The sequence below is a fragment of the Microbacterium sp. BWR-S6Y genome (genome assembly GCF_041379845.1).
Classification (GTDB): Bacteria; Actinomycetota; Actinomycetes; order Actinomycetales; family Microbacteriaceae; genus Microbacterium; species Microbacterium hydrothermale.
The window spans coordinates 268824-288724 of the sequence record NZ_JBFECV010000002.1; the positions used below are offsets into that span (position 1 = coordinate 268824).

The window sequence follows — 19901 nt, forward strand, 5'->3', positions numbered from 1 at the left end:
TCCATTGTCTCATCCGGTGTCGCACAGACACCGCATCGCGGCCGCACGGGCCGTTCAAAGGCTGTCGGCGGTATCGTCACCGGGTGACCGCGATCGCCTTCCTCATCGGCGTGCTCGTGCTCGTGATCGGTCTCGCGATCTCGATCGCCCTGCACGAGATCGGGCATCTCGTGCCCGCCAAGCTCTTCGGCGTGCGCGTCGGCCAGTACATGATCGGCTTCGGTCCGACGCTGTGGTCCAAGCGCATCGGCGAGACCGAGTACGGGTTCAAGGTGCTGCCGCTCGGCGGGTTCATCTCGATGGCCGGCATGTACCCGCCCGCCCCCGACGACGCCGAACCCGGGACGAAGCGCTCGCGGTTCTTCGCGACCATGGTGCAGGACGCCCGGGATGCCAACGCCGAGACGCTCATCGCCGCCGACGACCGCGTGTTCTACAAGCTGCCGGTGTGGAAGCGGATCATCATCATGCTCGGTGGGCCGGCGATGAACCTCGTGCTGGCCGTCGTGCTGTTCACGATCGCCTTGAGCGCGATCGGTATCCAGCAGGGCACCACGACCGTCGCCTCGGTCTCCGAGTGCGTCATTCCGGCTAGCCAGCAGCGCCAGGATTGCCAAGCCTCGGACCCGGTAGCGCCGGCCCGGGCCGCCGGCCTGCAGCCTGGCGACAAAATGATCTCGATCGATGGGACCCCGGTTTCGACCTTCACCGAAGCGGCGGCGATCATCCAGGCGTCTCCGGGCGCGGACCTCTCGATGGTCATCGAGCGCGGCGGTGCCGAGCAGACCGTGCAGTTCACTCCACAGTCGACGGATCGCGCCGTGACGGATTCTCAGGGTCAGCCGGTGACCGACGCCTCGGGCGCTCCCGAATACGAAACGATCGGCTTCGCGGGACTGAGCCCACAGTTCGCGTTCGTGCCCCAGCCCCTTTCGGCGGGCGTCGAGGCGACGGGTCAGTACATTGGCCACGTCGGCCAGATCATGTCGCAGCTGCCGGTGCGTATCTACGAGGCCGCCGCCGACACGCTGACGGGTCAGCCGCGCGATGCGAACAGCCCGATGAGCGTGGTCGGTGCAGGACGCATGGCGGGCGAGATCGCCGCCGTGAATGCCCCGATCCTCGACCGGGTTCAGCAGATGATCCTGCTCGTGGGCGGTCTCAACATCGCCCTGTTCGTGTTCAACCTCATCCCCCTGCTGCCCTTGGACGGCGGGCACGTCGTGGTCGCGCTGTGGGACGGGATCAAGCGGTGGTTCGCCCGCATGCGCGGAAAGGTCGCGCGGCCGGTGGATGCCACGAAGCTCGTCCCGCTGACGTTCGTCGTCGTGGTGCTGCTGGTCGGTATGGGCGGCGTGCTGTTCCTCGCCGACGTCTTCAACCCGGTGCAGATTCTGTAGGCAGAACCCGCAACCGTGTGCGTTGTGGAAGCGTGCGTGCCCACTGACCGGGCATTTCGACACGCCGCGACACGCCGGGGGGTCGTCGCCCGCGCCTGTGGAAGGTCGCCCCCCCTCCAGCGACAAATCTGTGGAGAGGGGAGAACAGAACTCCGAAAGTCCGCGGAATCACGCCGGAGTCGGCGGTCTTCAACCCTCCTCGGTCTGTGGATGAAATCGTGGACAACCCGTGTTGTACATGGGGAGAGACGGTGGAAAATCACAGGGATGTAACTACTACCCCTTGTGGTTCCTCCCGATGTCGGTACCCATATGTAGTATTGAGCCCGGAACGCAGCACGACCCCGACACCAGATCGGGGAAGCCGAGCGGTTCGGGGTCGAGGCACCAGTTGGGAAGCCGGTTGTCCGACTCTAACACCGCAGAGCAGGGGCACCGGCCAACCTGGCCGGGGCGCCTGTCGGCCGACGCGAGGCTCGTTCTGATTGGAACTGAGATGGCCACCAAGCCCCCTCTTTCGCCCGGTAACATCACGCCCGCGTCGGGCCAGTACGAGATCGTCGGTCCTCGCGGCGGTCGTACGGGTCGCGAACGTACTTCGACGGAAGGCCACCCCCTTCCGCCGACGCCCCAGCGCGGCCAGGGTTACATCCTCGTCGACCGCACGCGGCACTAGTCATGGTGATCAAGCGGGTCAACGGCCCGATCTACGTGCCCTGCCCCGGCTGTCGCCGAAATCTCGGCCCGTTCTCGCGGCTGACTAGCGGACGTGCTCGTTGTGCCCACTGCGGTACGACGTTCACGGTTCGCATCTAAGCGGTCCAGCAGATCGAAGGCGCGCCCCTCTTGGGGGGCGCGCCTTCCGTCTTTCCTTGCCGGACTTACTTCGGCGCGGCTAGTCGCGCTTGTAGCTCCGCTACCCGTGCGTTGAGTTGCGCCGTCTGGGCGATGAGTAGCTGGATGAAGTCGATGGAGTCCACGACGTTCGTAGCGGCCCAGTTGCCGTCATCGTCAACCGTGGTCTGGTAGACGGCGAAGCGCTGGAGGTCGGGGCTAGCGGCCACTTTCTCAGCGAAGTAACCCAGGGTCGGCTTGCCGTCGCCGTTCTTCATCTTGTACTGACGGAGCGCCGGGAAGATGCTCCCCAGGGTGCTCAGGTCCGGGTCGTCCAGGAGGCCGGTCCGACGTCGCGGTGTCGTCGTTGCAGGACCAGCTCGCGGTGAACCTCATCGCGCCCGCCGAGCTCACCCGGCTGACGTCGCGACAGGCGCGTCGACCCGGAGCGCGGGACGCCCGAGCGGCCACCGCGCGCCCGCATCCGCGTGGAGTGCGGGGTGCCGCCGGACTCCCGCGTGGGCGCCCGCCGTCAGAGCACGTGCGAGATCAGCCGCTCCAGTGTCCGCATGCCGTCGCGCGACAGGATCGACTCGAGGTGCCCCTGCACGCTCGCGAACCCGGGGCCGCGGAGGGCGTACACGTCGCCGGTCTCGGCATCCGCCGCGACCTCGGTGATGATCTCGGTCGTCACCGATCCGCGACCTGTCGTGAGCCCCCGCTGCGAGGTGCCGGGCACGACGCGCGCCGTGAACGTGTTGTAGAACCCGATCGACGCCGGTTCGCCGAACACGTCGACGCTCTTCTGCAGGCCCTGGTGCGGCTGCGCGAGGGGGGCGAGGTCGATCCCCAGCTGGTCGGCGAGGATCTGGTGGCTCAGGCACACCGCCAGCAGCGGAGCGGAGTCGCTCAGCCGCCGCGCGACGACCCCGTGCATGGCGGCGATGCGGGCGCTGTCGGCGTCGCGCGGGTCGCCCGGTCCCGGGCCCGAGACGACGAGGTCGGCGGCATCCACCTCCGCATCGGTCACCTCGGCCCAGTGCACGATGCGGGTGTCGAGCCCGAGGTGGCGCAGCTGGTGGGCGAGCATCGTGGTGAAGCGGTCCTCGGCATCCACGACGAGGGCGGTGCGGCCGGCGAACGGTCCCGATCCTTCGGGGTCCTGCGGGTTCATCCAGAACGGGGCGAGACGCTCGTTGCGCGAGGCCAGGAGCTCGGCGATCGCGGGATCCTCGGCGAGCGGTCGGCGCTCGGCGACGGGGGCGTCGGGGTCCGCCTCGGCGGGGGCGACGGGCACGTCGCGCGGGATCGCGCCGATCGCGCCGAGCACGCCCGCGGCCTTGCCGTGCGTCTCGCCGACCTCGCCGTACGGGTCGGAGTGCCGCACGAGCGTCGCTCCCACCGGTACGCGCAGGCGCCCGTCGACGAGGTAGGCGGTGCGGATGAGGATCGGCGCGTCGAGATCGTGGGACGGTCCGCCGGCGTCGCTGTTCGGCGTGAACAGCGCCGCGACGCCGGAGTAGTAACCGCGCGGGGTCGTCTCGTGACGGGCGATGACCGTGCACGCGTTCTGCATGGGCGAGCCCGTGACGGTGGGGGCGAACATCGTCTCGCGCAGGATGTCGCGGGGATCGAGGTCGCTGTGCCCGCGGAGCATGTACTCGGTGTGGGTCAGCCGCGACATCTCCTTCAGGTGCGGGCCCGTGATGCGGCCGCCGTCGCTGCAGACGGCGCTCATCATCTTCAGCTCCTCGTCGACGACCATGAAGAGCTCCTCGGTCTCCTTGGTCGAGCGCAGGAACTCCGCCAGGGTCTCGGCCGTCGACCCGCCCGCCGGGTGGCGGAACGTGCCCGAGATCGGGTTCATCGTGACCACGCCGTCGCGAGCGCTGACGTGCGCCTCGGGGCTCGCGCCGACCGCGACATGCCCGTCGGTGACGACGGCGAAGGTCCAGTACGCGCCCTTCTCGTGTTCGAGCAGCGCGCGGAACCACGTCAGCGCCGCCACGCGCGGGTCGGCGTCGACGTCGGCGACGAAGTCGCGGCGGATGACGAAGTTCGCGCCCTCGCCCCGACCGATCTCGTCGGCGATCACGCGGCGCACGATGTCGGCGTAGTCCTCGTCGGCGATGTCGAAGCCCGCTCCGTCGAGGTGAACGGGGGAGGAGGGCAGGGATGCCATGACCTCCGCGCGCGACAGGATCGTCCGCTCCCCGATGACCAGGCAGCGCAGCGGCGCACCGTCGTCGTGGCACACGAACCCGCGCTCGCGCACCTGGCGGAAGGGGACGAGCGCGAGGACCTCCCGAGCGGTCCCGTCGTCGTCGATCAGGGGGATGTCCGCGAGGAGCTCGACGTCGACGACGTCGCCCGTGAGCACCTCGACGGTGTCGGGGTCGCGCGCGATGAGCGCGAACGGCGCGTCGCCGGCGAGGAGGCTGTGGAGCGGAGAGGAGGGGTCGGGCCCGGTCATCGAAGTACTTCCGTCTGTGAGCGAGGGTCCTATGCGGCCGCCGAAAACACGAAGACCGCCCGGATCCCGAGGGAGGGCGGTCTGTCGCACGCGAGCTCACCGCCTAGACGGTGGGCCACCAGCTGAAATGCGCGCGCATGGCGCCGAACCTACCACAGGGAGCATTCGCAGCCTGTTCCGACTCCGTGCAGCGAGGGCGGCGTAGGCTGAGCGCGTGCCTGCTGTGAATCTCGGAATGCCCCGCGTGCCGGAGACCCTCGCTCCCCGTCGCAAGACCCGTCAGATCCGGGTCGGCAAGGTGCTCGTCGGGGGCGACGCCCCCGTGAGCGTGCAGTCGATGACGACGACGCCGACGACGAACATCAACGCCACCCTGCAGCAGATCGCCGAGCTCACGGCATCCGGCTGCGAGATCGTGCGCGTGGCCGTACCGTCGCAGGACGACGCCGACGTGCTGCACATCATCGCCAAGAAGAGCCAGATCCCGGTCATCGCCGACATCCACTTCCAGCCGAAGTACGTCTTCCAGGCGATCGACGCCGGCTGCGGCGCCGTGCGCGTGAACCCCGGCAACATCCGCAAGTTCGACGACCAGGTCGGCGCGATCGCGAAGGCGGCCAAGGACGCCGGGGTGTCGCTGCGCATCGGCGTGAACGCCGGTTCGCTCGACCGCCGCCTGCTCGAGAAGTACGGCAAGGCCACGCCCGAGGCGCTCGTGGAGAGCGCCGTGTGGGAGGCCTCGCTGTTCGAGGAGCACGACTTCCACGACTTCAAGATCTCGGTCAAGCACAACGACCCGATCGTCATGGTCAAGGCGTACCGCCTTCTCGCCGAGCGGGGCGACTGGCCCCTGCACCTCGGCGTGACCGAGGCCGGCCCCGCGTTCCAGGGCACGATCAAGAGCGCCACGGCCTTCGGCATCCTGCTCTCCGAGGGCATCGGCGACACGATCCGCGTCTCGCTGTCGGCCCCGCCGGCCGAAGAGGTCAAGGTCGGCCACCAGATCCTGCAGTCGCTCAACCTGCGCGAGCGCAAGCTCGAGATCGTCTCGTGCCCCTCGTGCGGTCGCGCGCAGGTCGACGTCTACACGCTCGCCGACAACGTCACCGAGGGCCTGAAGGACATGACCGTGCCGCTGCGCGTGGCCGTCATGGGCTGCGTCGTGAACGGTCCCGGAGAGGCGCGCGACGCCGACCTCGGCGTGGCGTCGGGCAACGGCAAGGGCCAGATCTTCGTCAAGGGCCAGGTCATCAAGACCGTGCCCGAGGCCGAGATCGTCCAGACCCTCATCGAGGAGGCCAACCGCCTCGCCGATGAGATGGGCCCGGATGCCGCGCCCGGGACCGCGCAGGTCATCACGGCCTGAGCCGCCCGGCGCGGGGCGGCGCCCGGTCGTCCGATAGCGTCGGGAGTCCCATGACCGTGACTCCCGCGCCCTCTCTCGCCCGTCCGCTCGTCGCCGGGGTCGTGACCGCCCTCGTCGGTTTCACGAGCACCTTCGCCGTCGTGCTGACCGGTCTTCGTACGGTCGGCGCCTCTCCGGCCCAGGCCGCGAGCGGGCTGCTCGCGATCTCGATCGTCGTCGGCATCGGATGCATCGTGCTGGCGGGACGCTTCCGCATCCCCATCACCGTGGCGTGGTCGACCCCGGGCGTCGCCCTGCTCGCGGCGACCGGCGCGGTCGACGGCGGGTGGCCGGCGGTCGTGGGCGGCTTCTTCGTCTGTGCCGCGCTCATCCTCTGCACGGCCCTGTTCCCCCCGCTCGGCGCCCTCATCGCGCGGATCCCTCCCTCGATCGCGCAGGCGATGCTCGCGGGTGTCCTCCTGCCGCTGTGCATCGCCCCGTTCGTCGGCCTGGTCGAAGACCCGTGGGGCGTCGCGCCCGTGCTGATCGTGTGGCTCGTGGCATCCCGCCTGCTCCCGCGGTGGGCGGTTCCGCTCGCCTTCGTCGCGGCGATCGTCGTCGTCGCGGTCGAGTTGACCCGCTCCGGCGTCGACACGGATGCCGCTTCTCTGCTGCCGCGGCTCGAGTTCACCGTCCCGACCCTCACCGTCGGCGCCGTGGTGGGGATCGCCCTGCCCCTGTTCGTCGTCACGATGGCCTCGCAGAACGTGCCCGGGGTCGCGGTGATGAAGAGCCTCGGCTACACGATCCCGTGGCGTCCGGCGATGCTCGTCACCGGGCTCGGTTCGGCGGCGGCCGCCGGGTTCGGCGGTCACGTGATGAACCTCGGCGCCATCAGCGCGGCGATCGCGGCGGGTCCCGACGCGCACCCCGACCCGCGTCGCCGGTGGGTCGCGGGCGTGTCTGCCGGGGGGACGTACCTCGTGCTCGGGGCCCTGTCAGCGGCCTTCGCGGCGATCGTGCTGCTCGCTCCGGCGGGGGTCATCCCCGCGGTCGCCGGCGTCGCCCTGTTCGGGGCCTTCGGATCCGCGGTGCAGCAGGCGATCGACGACCCCGGCGAGCGGGTGCCCGCGGTGGTGACCTTCCTCGTCGCGGCATCCGGGATCGCGGTATTCGGGGTGAGCGCCGCGTTCTGGGCGCTGCTGGCGGGGCTCGTCACGCGCGCGGTGCTGCACCTCGGGCGGCGAGCCGGCTGACCACCGTCACCGTTTCGTTATCCGCGGCCTCGTCCGCGTGGGAACCGAACGGGGATTCGCGGACACTACAGAGTGTGGATGACGACGACACCGGGCTGTGGGACCGGGTACGCCAGGGTGACGAGCTCGCGCTCGGCGCGCTGTTCGACCGCTACGAGGGGCGCCTGTTCCGGCACGCCGCGCGGCTGCTGACGGCGCGGGAGGACGCGCGGGATGCCGTGACCGTGGCGTTCTTCGAGCTGTGGCGCAAGCGCGCGTCGGTGCGCCTGGTCGACGGCTCGCCCCTGCCGTGGTTGCTGACGACCGTCGCCCACTGCGCACGCAACCTCGAACGAGCGGGCCGGCGGTACCGAGCACTGCTGGACCGCGCGCCGGTGACCGAGCCGCGGGCGTCGCACGACCACGACGACAGCGGTGTGATGGCGGCGCTCAAGCGGCTCCCCGAACGGGAGCAGGCGGTCGTCGTGCTCGCGGTGCTGGAAGGCTACGCGGAACGCGAGATCGCCCAGGTCCTCGGCATTCCGGCCGGCACGGTGAAGTCGCGGTTGGCCCGCGCGAAGGCGAAGCTGCGCGACGACATCGCGCGGGAAGGGGTTCGGGCATGAACGACGAATTGACGCCCGACGAGCGCGCCGCTCTGCGCGCCCGCATCGTGGGCGGCGCCCGCGACATCAAGCCGGCCGGAGCGCATCGCGGCGCCTGGGTCGCCGGATCGATCGCGGCGGTGCTGGTGGTCGGCATCGCCGGGGGAGTGGCGGTGACCTCGACCCGGAGCGCCCCGCAGGTCGCCACCTCGCCGTCACCGAGCCCGACGTCCTCGATCCTCGAACCCGCACCCACCCCGACCCCGAGCGCGTCATCGGTCTCGCCCCCGGCGCGGCCGGAACCCGCCGTCGTGCTCGGCGGTCGGTGCGACGCCCTGCTCGACGCCGATGAGGCGAGCGGATTCGTCCAGGACGCGGTCGCCTCACCGTTCGCGAACAGCATCCGGTCGACTCCACCGGTGCAGAACGACATGCTGGGACTGCTCGGCGGGCTCTCATGCGCATGGTCGACGGACCTGGACGGCTTCAGCGTCACGGTGCTGCCGAGCGCGGCGCTTCCCGCCGGTACCGTCGATGCGTGGCGCGCCGACGAGCGCTGCGGCCCGGGCGAGCTCTGCCTCGCCGAGAAGACGATCGGCGACCTGTGGGTCGGCGTGAATTGGTGGGACCCGGCGTACAACCGCGACCCGTCGCCGGAGGTCACCGCGGCGGTGGAACGCGTGCGCGCGGCGGCCGAGGACGTGCTGTCCACCGTCGAGCCGCGTCTCGCGGGCGCCGTCGGCGTCCCCCGTGTCGAGGTGGCCGGAGCGCCCCTTCAAGCGTGCGCGGTGCTCGACGCCCTGGTGTCGGACTGGGCGGGTGCCGACGTCGAGACCGGCTACCCCAGCGACAACATCGCCTCCGGGCCGGTCTGGGACATCGCCGTGGCCGCGGGGGTCGCTCGATTCTGCGGATGGTCGTCGTATCCGACCGACGACTCCGGTCGGGCCCTCGCCCTCGGCTTCTACACGCAGCCGCTCCTGGGCGAGCCCACCGCCGCCGACCTCGAGGAGCGCTCCCTGCGACCGATCGAGGTCCCGGGGACGTCGGCCGCCTGGATCGAGGACGGCACGTCGAACGGTGCGGGGATCACGATCATCGCGATCGTCGGGGAGACCCGGCTCACCGTGTACGGCAACGGGCGGGGCGTCGATGAGTGGGTCGACCTCGTGTCGCGGCTCGCGGGCGATCCGGACGTGGCGGCGTGAGGCGTCCGGCATCCGTCCCTCCGGTCCGCGCGGCCTAGACTCGACTCTCGTGGTCACCCGTCTGTCGAACTACTTCCTCCGCACGCTCCGCGAAGACCCCTCGGATGCCGAGGTCACGAGCCACCGCCTGCTCGTGCGCGCCGGCTACATCCGCCGCAACGCCCCGGGTATCTTCGCGTGGCTGCCTCTCGGACTGAAGGTCAAGGCCAAGATCGAGGCCGTCGTGCGCGAGGAGATGGCGAACGCCGGCGCGTTCGAGGTGCACTTCCCGGCGCTGCTGCCGCGAGAGCCCTACGAGGTCACCGGCCGCTGGGAGGAGTACGGCGACGCCCTGTTCCGCCTGCAGGACCGCAAGGGCGCCGACTACCTGCTCGCGCCCACGCACGAGGAGATGTTCACCCTGCTGGTGAAGGACCTCTACTCGTCGTACAAGGACCTGCCGCTGACGATCTACCAGATCCAGGACAAGTACCGCGACGAGGCGCGTCCCCGCGCCGGTCTCCTGCGCGGCCGCGAGTTCACGATGAAGGACGCGTACTCGTTCGACGCGACCGACGCCGGTCTCGACGCCTCGTACCAGGCGCAGCGCGACGCCTACGAGCGCATTTTCACGCGTCTGGGGCTCGAGTACGTCATCGTCGCCGCCGACGCCGGCGCGATGGGCGGGTCGAAGTCCGAGGAGTTCCTGCACCCGACCCCCATCGGCGAAGACACCTTCGTGCGCTCCGCGGGCGGCTACGCCGCGAACGTCGAGGCCTTCACGACCGTCGCGCCCGAGGCCCTCCCGATCGAGGGACAGCCGGATGCCGTGATCTTCGACTCCCCGAACACGCCCACGATCGCGACCCTCGTCGACCACGCCAACGCGCACCTCGACGCCCCCGCCCCCGGCATCGCCGGACCCGCGACCGACGAGGCCACCGCGTGGACCGCCGCGCACACGCTCAAGAACGTCGTCCTCGCCCTCACCCACCTCGACGGCACGCGCGAACTGGTCGTCGTGGGGCTGCCCGGCGACCGCGACGTCGACGACAAGCGCGTCGAGGTCGCCTTCGCCCCGGCCGAGGTCGAGGCCGCGACCGAGAAGGACTTCGCCGAGAACCCGCTCCTGGTCAAGGGCTACATCGGCCCCTGGTCCCCCACCGGTCCCGTTCTGGGCGAGGAGTCGGCGACGAAGATCCGCTACGTGCTCGACCCCCGCGTGGTCGACGGAACCGCGTGGATCACCGGCGCCAACGTCGACCAGAAGCACGTGCACTCGCTCGTCGCCGGTCGCGACTTCGTCGGCGACGGCTTCGTCGAGGTCTCGACCGTGCGCGCCGGCGACCCGGCTCCCGACGGCTCGGGCCCCGTGGAGCTCGCGCGCGGCATGGAGATCGGCCACGTCTTCCAGCTCGGCCGCAAGTACGCCGAGGCCCTGGGCCTGAAGGTCCTCGACGAGAACGGCAAGCTCGCCACGGTCACGATGGGCTCGTACGGCATCGGCGTGACCCGCATCCTCGCGATCATCGCCGAGCTCAACAACGACGACAAGGGTCTGATCTGGCCGGAGTCGGTCGCGCCGTTCGACGTGCACGTGGTGGCCACCGGCCGCGATGCGGCGGCGTTCGAGCTCGCGGCATCCGTCTCCGACCGGCTCGAGACCGCGGGACTCGACGTGCTCTACGACGACCGCCCCAAGGTCTCGCCCGGTGTGAAGTTCGGCGACGCCGAGCTCGTCGGCATCCCGCGCATCCTCATCGTGGGCCGCGGCGCGGCCGACGGCCAGGTCGAGATGTGGGACCGCCGCACGGGCGAGCGCGAGACGGTGTCGGTCGACGACGCCGTGGCGGCTCTGACCCGCTGACGTCGCCGCTCCGGCGCCTCTTCAGCGCGAGAAGGCATCTCGCTGACGAAACCGTTGCAGGCTGCAACCGACTCGTCGGCGAGATGCCGTTTCGCGGTCGTCGGGGGGTCTGCCGGGAGGGCGGAACCATCGGTAGCGTGGATGCCATGATCTCCGCTCCCCGCCTGTCGCTGAGCGACGGCTCCACGATCCCGCAGCTCGGCGTCGGTACGTACAAGGTGCCGGCCGAGGTCACCGCCGACCTCGTGGAGGGCGCGCTCGCCGCGGGCTACCGCCACGTCGACACCGCGGCCCTCTACGGCAACGAGGCGGAGGTCGGCGCGGGACTGCGTGCGTCGGGCCTGGACCGCGACGAGGTCTTCGTCACGACCAAGGTCTGGAACGACGATCAGGGCTTCGACCGCACGCTGCGGGCGTTCGACGACAGCGCCGCGAAGCTCGGCCTCGACCGGGTCGACCTGTACCTGATCCACTGGCCCATCCCGAGCGCCGACCGGTACGTCGACACCTGGAAGGCGCTGCTGCGCCTGCAGCAGGAGGGGCGCGCCACCTCGATCGGCGTGAGCAACTTCTCGGTCCCGCACCTGGAGCGCCTGCGCGACGAGACGGGCGTGCTGCCGGCGGTCAACCAGGTCGAGCTGCACCCGCGCTTCCCGCAGGACGAGCTCGTCGCGTGGCACGCGGCGCACGGCATCGTGACCGAGTCGTGGGCCCCGCTCGCGCGCGGTGGCCTGCTCGACGAGCCGGTGCTGTCGCAGATCGCCGCGAAGTACGGCAAGACCCCCGCTCAGGTCGTCATCCGCTGGCACCTCGACCGCGACCTCGTGGTCTTCCCCAAGTCGGTGTCGCTGGACCGCATCCGCGAGAACGGGGACGTGTTCGACTTCACGCTCGACGCCGACGATCGCTCGCGGATCGCCGGGCTCGAGACGGGCGAGCGGACGGGGCGCGACCCCGACCTGGACTGACCGCGCGGGTCGTGCTTCCCGCGACGGAGTGCACGACGCAGGAGATCCGGCGAACGTCGGGCGGTCACGGGCGTGGGCGCGGGCCCGCCGGCGACGACTGGACGCCGATCTCCTGCGTTGTGCTCGGGCCCGGACGACCGTTCAGCTGGGCCCGGTCGACGCGGGCCGCCGCTCACGCGTCGAGGCGGGCGTACCGTGACCGGAAGACCGTGAACACGCCGTAGGCGACGAAGCCGAGGCCGACGAGGCAGGCGAGCAGCGGGCCCGCGGGCACCGCGAGCACCGCCGACACGGCCCCGTCGAGTCCGCCCGCCGTGTCGGGCTCGACGGTGACGGCCGCGACGACGACGAGCGTGCCGACGATCAGCAGCGCGATTCCCTTCGTCACGAATCCGATCACCCCGAGGGTCGTCAGGGCGAAGCCCGCCGGTCCGTCGGGCGTGCGCACCTTCGTGTGGAACGACCGGCGCACCCCCATCCACACGAACCCGACGCCCACCGCGGCCACCGCGACGCCGACCGTCCCGAGCACGAACCCGCCGACCGACCACGTCAGCACGCCCTCGCTGAGGTCTTCCGCGGCTTGTTCGGCGCGCGGGCGCGCACCGAGGGCGACGGATGCCGAGACGAGACCGATCGCGACGAAGACCACGCCCTGCGGCGCCTCGGTGAGGATCCGGCCGATCCGGCGCCACACGGTGAGGTGGCGGGGCGCGAACGCCTGCAGCAGATGCCAGCCCCCGAGGGCGACGAGACCGACCGCGAGGGCCCACAACGCCGCCGCCCCGAGGGGCACGGCCGCGAGGGCGCGGAACGCCCCCGTCTGATCGCTGTCCTCCTGCGCGCCGAAGCCGACGGCGATCACCAGCCCGCCGATCAGCAGGTGCAGGACGCCGTTCGCGGCGTACCCGGCGCGCGCGGCGACGCGGAACGCGGGGTTGGCCTCCGCGTCACGGGCGGCGGCGCGGGCGGGGGTCGACATCACGCCACCGTAGGCGCGCAACCGGTGTCCGCGCGAGGGGCGTCGGGCCCGCCGACGTGATGCCTATCATGGCCTGATGCCCGCCACCCGCCGACCGCACCTGCGCCGGTGGAACGCCCTCCCCGCCCTCGTGCGCGACGCGCCCCCGCGGGTGCTCCTGATCGTCGGCGTCGTCGTGGTGGTGCTCGGTGCGCTGATCCTCTCGCGCCCGCTCACCTCGCTCGTGCTCCTGGGCGTGTACGTGGGCGCGAGCGCCGTGGTCATGGGCATCCTCGAGCTCGTCGGTCGCCCCGCGAGCTGGTGGGCCCGCTCGGTGTCGGCGGCGTGGATCATCGCGGGCATCGCCGTGCTCGTCTGGCTGGGCCGCAGCCTCGAGCTGCTGCCGCCGGTGCTCGCCGTGCTGCTCGTGATCGGCGGTCTCGCTTCGATCGGGCGCGCGGTCAGTCGGGGAGGGGTCAGCGCGCGCGTGCTCGCCCTCTCGTGGGGCGTGGCCCAGGTGGCGTTCGGCGTGCTCTCCTTCACCTGGCCGGATGTCACGGTGCTCGTGCTGGCGGTCGTCTTCGGTGTGCGCACGATCGTGTTCGGTTTCGGGGTGCTCGGGCGCGGGATCGCCGGCATCCGTCGTCCGCGGCCGCGAACGGAGCCCTTCGACGCGCAGCGCGCGGTGCGGCGGCGGCGCGTGCGCGCGGGGTGGGCGGCCGCCGGTCGCTACGCCCTCTCGCTCGTACTGGTGGCCACCGCGGCGGGCGGGTGGTGGCTGAACGACTGGCTCGACGCCGGAGCCCCGGTGGTCGATGCGTTCTACGACCCGCCGGCGCAGGTGCCCAGCGGGCACGGCCGGCTCATCCGCTCCGACGCCTACCTCGGACGCCTCCCCGAGAACGGCGACGTCTCGCGCATCCTCTACACCACACGGGATGCCGAGAACCGACCGGCCGTGGCCAGCGCGCTCGTGATCGTGCCGAAGGATCCCCCCGCGGGTCCGCGCCCGGTCATCGTCTGGAATCACGGCACGACCGGCGTCGCCCAGGGGTGCGCGCCGAGCCTGCGCGACGCCTCCGCGACCAAGTGGTCGATCCCCGCGCTCGAGCAGGCGCTCAAGGCCGGGTGGGTCGTCGTCGCCTCGGACTTCTCGGGACAGGGCGCCCCCGGCGCCTACCCGTACCTCATCGGGGAGGGCGAGGCCCGATCGTCCCTCGACGCCGTGCTGGCCACGAGCGAGCTGCGCACCGACCTCACGCTCTCGCCCGACACCGTCGTGTGGGGGCACTCGCAGGGCGGCCACGCGGCGCTGTGGACCACGGCGATCGCGAAGGACTACGCCCCGGGCCTCGACGTGCTCGGCACCGCGGTGGTCGCCCCGGTCGCCGATCCGCCCGCTCTCGCGCGCGAACTGCTCTCGGGACCGCCGAACGCGATGCTGTCGGTGATCACGTCGTGGGTGCTCGTGCCGTACTCCGAGACCTACGCCGACGTGGACCTCGACGATTACATCGCCGAGGGGTCGCGCTCGATCGTGCTCGAGATGACCCAGCGGTGCCCGAGCGAACCGGGCGTCGTGGTCTCGGTGCTCACCGCGCTGGGCGTGTCGGAGGATCGGCCGCTGTACAGCGCCGATCTGACGTCGGGAGCGCTCGGTCGCCGTCTCGCCGAGAACGCCATGACCGCGCCGCTGGGCACGCCCATGCTCGTCGCGTGGGGCGCCGACGACGAGGTCATCCCGCCGACGCTGCAGCGCGACTACGTGCAGAAGCTGTGCGCGGAGGGGCAGCCGGTGCGCTGGGCCACCTACGCCGGATACGACCACCTGCGCCCGATCCTGCCGAAGTCGCGCTTCCTCCCGGTGCTCTACACGTGGACGAAGAACCTCATCGACCGCACGGACCAGGTCGTGAACGGCTGCGGGCTGCGCTGACCCGTCGGGCCCGTCCGAGGCGGTTCCGCCCGTGCGGCGAACGGGTGAAGATCATGTGTCGGCTCGAATGACGTCTTGGCAGGCGGAGGGGGTTCTGATTACGGTCGGAGGGTGCCCGAGAACACCCCTGAGCTGCGCCCCACTCACCCCCTGGCTCTCGCGCCCGTCGTCGCCCCCGCGGCATCCGTCGACGGCTTCGCGAAGCAGTTCCTGCAGAACCTGAACTTCGACCAGGGGGTGACGCTGTCGAACTCCGACGTCAACGACCAGTACCTGGCCCTGGCGTACACGGTCCGCGACTACCTCATGGCGCGCTGGTTCGACGATCGCGCCCAGCAGAAGGCGCAGCAGAACAAGACCGTCTGCTACCTCTCGGCCGAGTACCTGCTCGGCCGTCAGCTCGACAACAACCTCCTCGCCGCGCGCCTGACCGACATCGCCACCGAGGCACTCGCACAGTGCGGCATCGACATCGACGACCTCCGCGCGGTCGAGATCGAGCCGGGCCTGGGCAACGGCGGCCTCGGACGCCTGGCCGCCTGCTTCGTCGACTCGCTCGCGACCATGAGCATCCCGGCGATCGGGTACGGCATCCGCTACGAGTACGGGATCTTCCGTCAGGCCTTCGCCGACGGACAGCAGGTCGAGCAGCCCGACGCGTGGCTGCGCATGGGCTCGCCCTGGGATTTCGCCCACCCCGAGGCCGCGCAGACGATCTCGTTCGCCGGAACCACCGAGACCTACGACGACGAGGGCGTCGAGCGCACTCGCTGGGTCCCCGAGTGGAACGTGCTCGCGGTGCCCTACAACATGATGGTCCCCGGCTACCACAACGGCCGCGTGAACACCCTGCGCCTGTGGCGCGCGGTGGCCACCAACGCCTTCGACCTGCACACCTTCAACTCCGGCGACTACGTCGAGTCGGTGCGCGCGCAGACCTTCGCCGAGAACATCTCCAAGGTGCTCTACCCCGAGGACTCCACCCCCCAGGGCAAGGAGCTGCGCCTGCAGCAGCAGTACTTCTTCGTCGCGGCATCCATCGCCGACTTCATCGAGAACGTCCTGCCCGACGACTTCGACCTCGAGAAGCTCCCCGAGCGCGTGATCTTCCAGCTCAACGACACGCACCCCGTCATCGGCGTGCCGGAGCTCATGCGCGTGCTCGTCGACGAGAAGAAGCTCGAGTGGGATGCCGCGTGGGCCATCACGCAGAAGTGCTTCGCGTACACGTGCCACACGCTGCTGCCCGAGGCGCTCGAGGTCTGGTCGGTCGATCTGCTCGGTCGGCTCCTTCCGCGCCACCTCGAGATCATCTACCGCATCAACGACGAGTTCCTGCTCGAGGTGCGCGAGCGCTTCGGCGACGACGAGATGCTCATCCGCAACATGTCGATCATCGGGGAGCACCCGTTCCGCTCCGTGCGCATGGCGTACCTCGCGACCGTCGCCGGCTCCAAGGTCAACGGCGTCGCCGAGCTGCACTCGCAGCTGCTGCGCGACAACGTGCTGAAGGACTTCGCCACGATGTGGCCCGACAAGTTCACCAACGTCACGAACGGCGTCACGCCGCGCCGCTTCCTGCGCCTGGCGAACCCCGACCTCTCCGCCCTCATCACCGAAGCCCTCGGCGCGGGCTGGACCGTCGATCTGGAGCGCCTTCGGGGCCTGGAGGCCCTCGCCGACGACAGCGACTTCCGCGAGCGGTTCGCCGCGGTCAAGGCCGCCAACAAGCGCCGCTTCGCCCGCGTGCTCGAGGCGCGCGGAGACCAGCCGCTCGACGACGGCCACATGCTCGACGTGATGATCAAGCGCCTGCACGAGTACAAGCGGCAGACGCTGAAGGTTCTGCACATCGTCAGCACCTACGAGGGCATCGTCTCGGGTCGCCTCGACGTCGACACCGTGCAGCCGCGCACGTTCCTCTTCGGCGCCAAGGCCGCCCCCGGCTACGGCATGGCCAAGCGCATCATCCACCTCATCAACGCCGTCGGCGAGGTCGTGAGTGCCGACGAGCGCGTCAAGGGCACGCTGAAGGTGCTGTACCCGGCGAACTACAACGTGACCCTCGCCGAGAGCATCATCCCCGCTGCCGACCTGTCGGAGCAGATCTCGCTCGCCGGCAAGGAGGCCTCCGGAACCGGCAACATGAAGCTCGCCCTCAACGGTGCCCTCACCATCGGCACCGACGACGGGGCGAACGTCGAGATCCGTCAGCTCGTCGGCGACGACAACTTCTTCCTCTTCGGTATGAGCGAGCCCGAGGTCGAGGCGCTGTGGGCCGAGGGCTACCGCCCCGCCGACTTCTACCAGGCCGACGACGAGCTGCGTCGCGCGATCGACCTCATCGCGTCGGGGGCGTTCTCGGGCGGCGACCGCACCGTGTTCGAGCCCCTCGTGTCGAACCTGCTGTACGACGACCGCTTCATGGCGCTCGCCGACTTCCGCTCGTACCTCGACGCGCAGGACCGCGTCGACGCCGCCTACGCCGACCAGGACGCGTGGGTGCGCTCGGCGATCCTCAATGTGGCTCGCAGCGGATACTTCTCCTCCGACCGCGCGATGCGCGACTACCTCGACCGCATCTGGCACGCCACCCCGGTGAGCTGACGCGGCCCGCGGATGCCGCGACCCGGGCGCTCGCCCGAGGCCGCGGCATCCGTCGTTCCGGCGGTGGAACGCGGGGCGGGTGCGGGACGCGGGGCGGTGGCCGGCGGGGCGGGTGCGGGACGCAGGGCGGTGGCCGGCGGGGCGGGTTCACAACGCAGGAGATCCGGATGCCGCGCGGCCCGCGCCCCGCGGAACCGCGCGGTCGTCGTGGCGTTCGGCGCCCGGATCTCCTGCGTCCTGCCCGCGCGCTGGCGGGAAGGCTGCGAAGGGTGGCCGCCGCGCGTCTGGTCGACGAGCGCGGGTTCCGCGAGAGTGGGGGTCCACCCGATCCCGGAGGCCCCGTGCGCATCAGCGACTTCCCCGTTCCCGACACCCTCGCCGCCCGCGGCGCCCTCGCGCTGGCGCAGCAGTACCAGTCGCCCGCGATCACGGCGCACGTGCTGCGGTCGTGGCTGTGGGCCGAGGCGTTCGCGGTGGTCGACGGCATCCGGGGCATCGACCGAGAGCTGCTGTACGTCGCGGCGGTGCTGCACGACATCGGAACGGTGACGGAGTTCGACAACCACACGATCTCGTACGAGCACGCCGGCGGTCACGTCGGCGTCGCACTGACCGCGGGCGCGGGGTGGGAGCAGCCCCGACGCGAACGCGTGCTCGAGGTCGTGGTGCGGCACAACTGGCCGGGCGTGGATCCGACGGAGGATGCCGAGGGGTACCTGCTCGAGATCGCGACGGGCCTCGACATCTCGGGGGCCCGCCCCGACGCGCTGCCCGAGGACTTCCGCCGGGAGGTGCTCGCCGCCCACCCGCGCGGCGCCCTCGCCGAGGAGTTCGGCGCGTGCGTGCGCGACCAGGCCGCCCGCAAGCCCGACACCGCCGCGCGGCGCCTGGTCGACGGGGGAGTGGTGGCCAAGCTCGCCGCGAATCCGCTCGAGCGTCTGTGAGGGCGGCGGAGCCGGATCGACACAGCGCAGGAGATCCACCGTCCGAGGCCGCCGGTTCTCGTGCAACGCGCCATTTCGCCCGGATCCTCCTGCGTCGTGTCGCCGAGCGCGAGGGGTCCGACGTTCCGCGGGTCGCGAGCCGGGTGGCATCCCGGGTATCGTAGGAGGGTTGTCGGCGCCGGTCGCGCCGACGAAAGCTGAACAACGGAGGGCCTTGTGGACATCGATCTCGCACTTCTCAAGACGATCGAACGCGAGAAGGAGATCCCCTTCGACGAACTCGCGCGCATCATCGAGCAGGCGATCCTGACCGCCTACGCCAAGCACATCTCGTCCGAGGGCGAGATCCCGGCGGGCGCCCGCGCCTCGCTCGATCGCAAGACCGGTCACGTGGGCATCTTCACCCCCGTCACCGACGACGAGGGCGCCGTCATCGGCGAAGAGGAGCAGGCTCCCGACGACTTCGGCCGCATCGCCGCCTTCGCGGCCAAGCAGGTCATCAGCCAGCGTCTGCGCGACATCGCCGACGACGCGGTGCTGGGCGAGTTCCGCGGCAAGGAGGGCGACATCGTCGCCGGCGTCGTGCAGCAGGGACCCAACCCCCGCATGGTGCACGTCGACCTCGGCACGGTCGAGGCGATCCTCCCGCCCGAGGAGCAGGTGCCGGGCGAGACCTACCCGCACGGCTCCCGTCTGCGCGTGTACGTCACCAGCGTGGCCAAGGGCAACAAGGGCCCGCAGATCACCGTGTCGCGCACGCACCCGGGCCTGGTCCGCAAGCTCTTCGCCCTCGAGGTGCCCGAGATCGCCGCGGGTCTCGTCGAGATCGTCTCGCTCGCCCGCGAGGCCGGGCACCGCTCCAAGATCGCCGTCAAGGCCAACGACCCGACGGTGAACGCCAAGGGCGCCTGCATCGGAGAGCTCGGCCGCCGCGTGCGCGCGGTCACCGAGGAGCTCGCCGGCGAGAAGATCGACATCATCGACTACGACGCCGAGCTGCCGCGTTTCGTGGCGAACGCCCTGTCACCGGCGAAGGTGACGTCGTCGTTCGTGCTCGACGCGTCGACCAAGGCCGTGCGCGCCCTGGTGCCCGACTATCAGCTGTCGCTCGCGATCGGCAAGGAGGGTCAGAACGCCCGCCTCGCCGCCAAGCTGACCGGCGCCAAGATCGACATCCAGCCCGACAGCATCCTTGAAGACAACTGACCGTCAGATCGTCCGGGCGATCGCGAGGTGTAGGATGGAACCCGTACGAACGTGCGTCGGATGCCGCGCACGCGCCCCCCGATCCTCGCTTCTGCGTGTGGTCGCCGACGGATCGGTCCTCGTCGCTGACGAGCGAGCGGTGCTGCCGGGCCGGGGAGCGTGGGTGCACGAGACGGACGCGTGCGTGAGCAAAGCGCTCGCGCGTCGCGCCTTCGTACGAGCATTGCGTGTGTCAGGCCCGCTTGACACGCAGACCTTCGAATCAACCCTCCAGCGAAAAGGCTGAACGGCTATGGACACGAAGTGAACGGCTCGAAATGAGACCCGTCCGCA

General features: G+C 70.7%; 15 protein-coding genes. 12 read left to right on the plus strand and 3 right to left on the minus strand.

Annotated elements, in window-relative coordinates; translation table 11 throughout:
- Positions 1-83: 83 nt before the first annotated feature.
- Positions 84-1400, plus strand: coding sequence for an RIP metalloprotease (locus AB1K56_RS05150; RefSeq protein ID WP_371204850.1), 1317 nt, complete (start codon positions 84-86; stop codon positions 1398-1400).
- A gap of 881 nt (positions 1401-2281) precedes the next feature.
- Here the strand turns inward: AB1K56_RS05150 and AB1K56_RS05155 are convergent.
- Entirely contained in the window at positions 2282-2512 is a 231-nt protein-coding gene (locus AB1K56_RS05155) for a hypothetical protein (protein WP_371204851.1), read from the minus strand.
- Between the two features lie 254 nt (positions 2513-2766).
- Entirely contained in the window at positions 2767-4707 is a 1941-nt protein-coding gene (locus AB1K56_RS05160) for an anthranilate synthase family protein (RefSeq protein WP_371204852.1), read from the minus strand.
- A 214-nt stretch (positions 4708-4921) separates the two neighbouring features.
- On the opposite strand from AB1K56_RS05160, the gene ispG reads away from it, so the two are divergent.
- The 6 genes from ispG to AB1K56_RS05190 all read left to right on the plus strand — a co-directional run bounded on the left by ispG (position 4922) and on the right by AB1K56_RS05190 (position 11914).
- Complete coding sequence (gene ispG, locus AB1K56_RS05165) at positions 4922-6073, plus strand: flavodoxin-dependent (E)-4-hydroxy-3-methylbut-2-enyl-diphosphate synthase (protein ID WP_371204853.1); 1152 nt, start codon at positions 4922-4924, stop codon at positions 6071-6073.
- A 50-nt stretch (positions 6074-6123) separates the two neighbouring features.
- Entirely contained in the window at positions 6124-7308 is a 1185-nt protein-coding gene (locus tag AB1K56_RS05170) for a benzoate/H(+) symporter BenE family transporter (RefSeq protein WP_371204854.1), read from the plus strand.
- A 74-nt stretch (positions 7309-7382) separates the two neighbouring features.
- Positions 7383-7913, plus strand: coding sequence for an RNA polymerase sigma factor (locus AB1K56_RS05175; protein ID WP_264630403.1), 531 nt, complete (start codon positions 7383-7385; stop codon positions 7911-7913).
- Positions 7910-9100, plus strand: coding sequence for a hypothetical protein (locus AB1K56_RS05180; RefSeq protein WP_371204855.1), 1191 nt, complete (start codon positions 7910-7912; stop codon positions 9098-9100). Before AB1K56_RS05175 ends, AB1K56_RS05180 begins: the two co-directional genes overlap by 4 nt.
- A 49-nt stretch (positions 9101-9149) precedes the next feature.
- Positions 9150-10946, plus strand: coding sequence for a proline--tRNA ligase (locus AB1K56_RS05185; protein WP_371204856.1), 1797 nt, complete (start codon positions 9150-9152; stop codon positions 10944-10946).
- Between the two features lie 146 nt (positions 10947-11092).
- Positions 11093-11914 (plus strand): aldo/keto reductase, encoded by an 822-nt coding sequence (locus tag AB1K56_RS05190; RefSeq protein ID WP_371204857.1) that lies wholly within the window; start codon positions 11093-11095, stop codon positions 11912-11914.
- 172 nt (positions 11915-12086) lie between these two features.
- Here AB1K56_RS05190 and AB1K56_RS05195 read toward each other — a convergent pair whose 3' ends face one another.
- On the minus strand, positions 12087-12896 hold the full coding sequence (locus AB1K56_RS05195; protein WP_371204858.1) for a DUF1206 domain-containing protein: 810 nt from the start codon (positions 12894-12896) through the stop codon (positions 12087-12089).
- A 76-nt stretch (positions 12897-12972) separates the two neighbouring features.
- On the opposite strand from AB1K56_RS05195, the gene AB1K56_RS05200 reads away from it, so the two are divergent.
- The 5 genes from AB1K56_RS05200 to AB1K56_RS05220 all read left to right on the plus strand — a co-directional run bounded on the left by AB1K56_RS05200 (position 12973) and on the right by AB1K56_RS05220 (position 19854).
- Positions 12973-14811 carry a lipase family protein gene (locus AB1K56_RS05200; protein ID WP_371204859.1) on the plus strand — a complete coding sequence of 613 codons (1839 nt, stop codon included), beginning with the start codon at positions 12973-12975 and terminating at the stop codon, positions 14809-14811.
- Between the two features lie 111 nt (positions 14812-14922).
- Positions 14923-17418: a glycogen/starch/alpha-glucan phosphorylase gene (locus AB1K56_RS05205; protein ID WP_371204860.1), complete on the plus strand. Its 2496-nt coding sequence runs from the start codon at positions 14923-14925 to the stop codon at positions 17416-17418.
- Positions 17419-17759: 341 nt separating this feature from the next.
- Positions 17760-18362, plus strand: coding sequence for an HD domain-containing protein (locus AB1K56_RS05210; protein ID WP_371205058.1), 603 nt, complete (start codon positions 17760-17762; stop codon positions 18360-18362).
- Between the two features lie 216 nt (positions 18363-18578).
- On the plus strand, positions 18579-19568 hold the full coding sequence (gene nusA / locus AB1K56_RS05215) for a transcription termination factor NusA (protein ID WP_136587882.1): 990 nt from the start codon (positions 18579-18581) through the stop codon (positions 19566-19568).
- A 34-nt stretch (positions 19569-19602) separates the two neighbouring features.
- The gene (locus tag AB1K56_RS05220; protein WP_136587883.1) at positions 19603-19854 is read left to right on the plus strand and encodes a YlxR family protein; all 252 of its coding nucleotides are present in this window, start codon (positions 19603-19605) and stop codon (positions 19852-19854) included.
- Positions 19855-19901 lie beyond the last annotated feature (47 nt).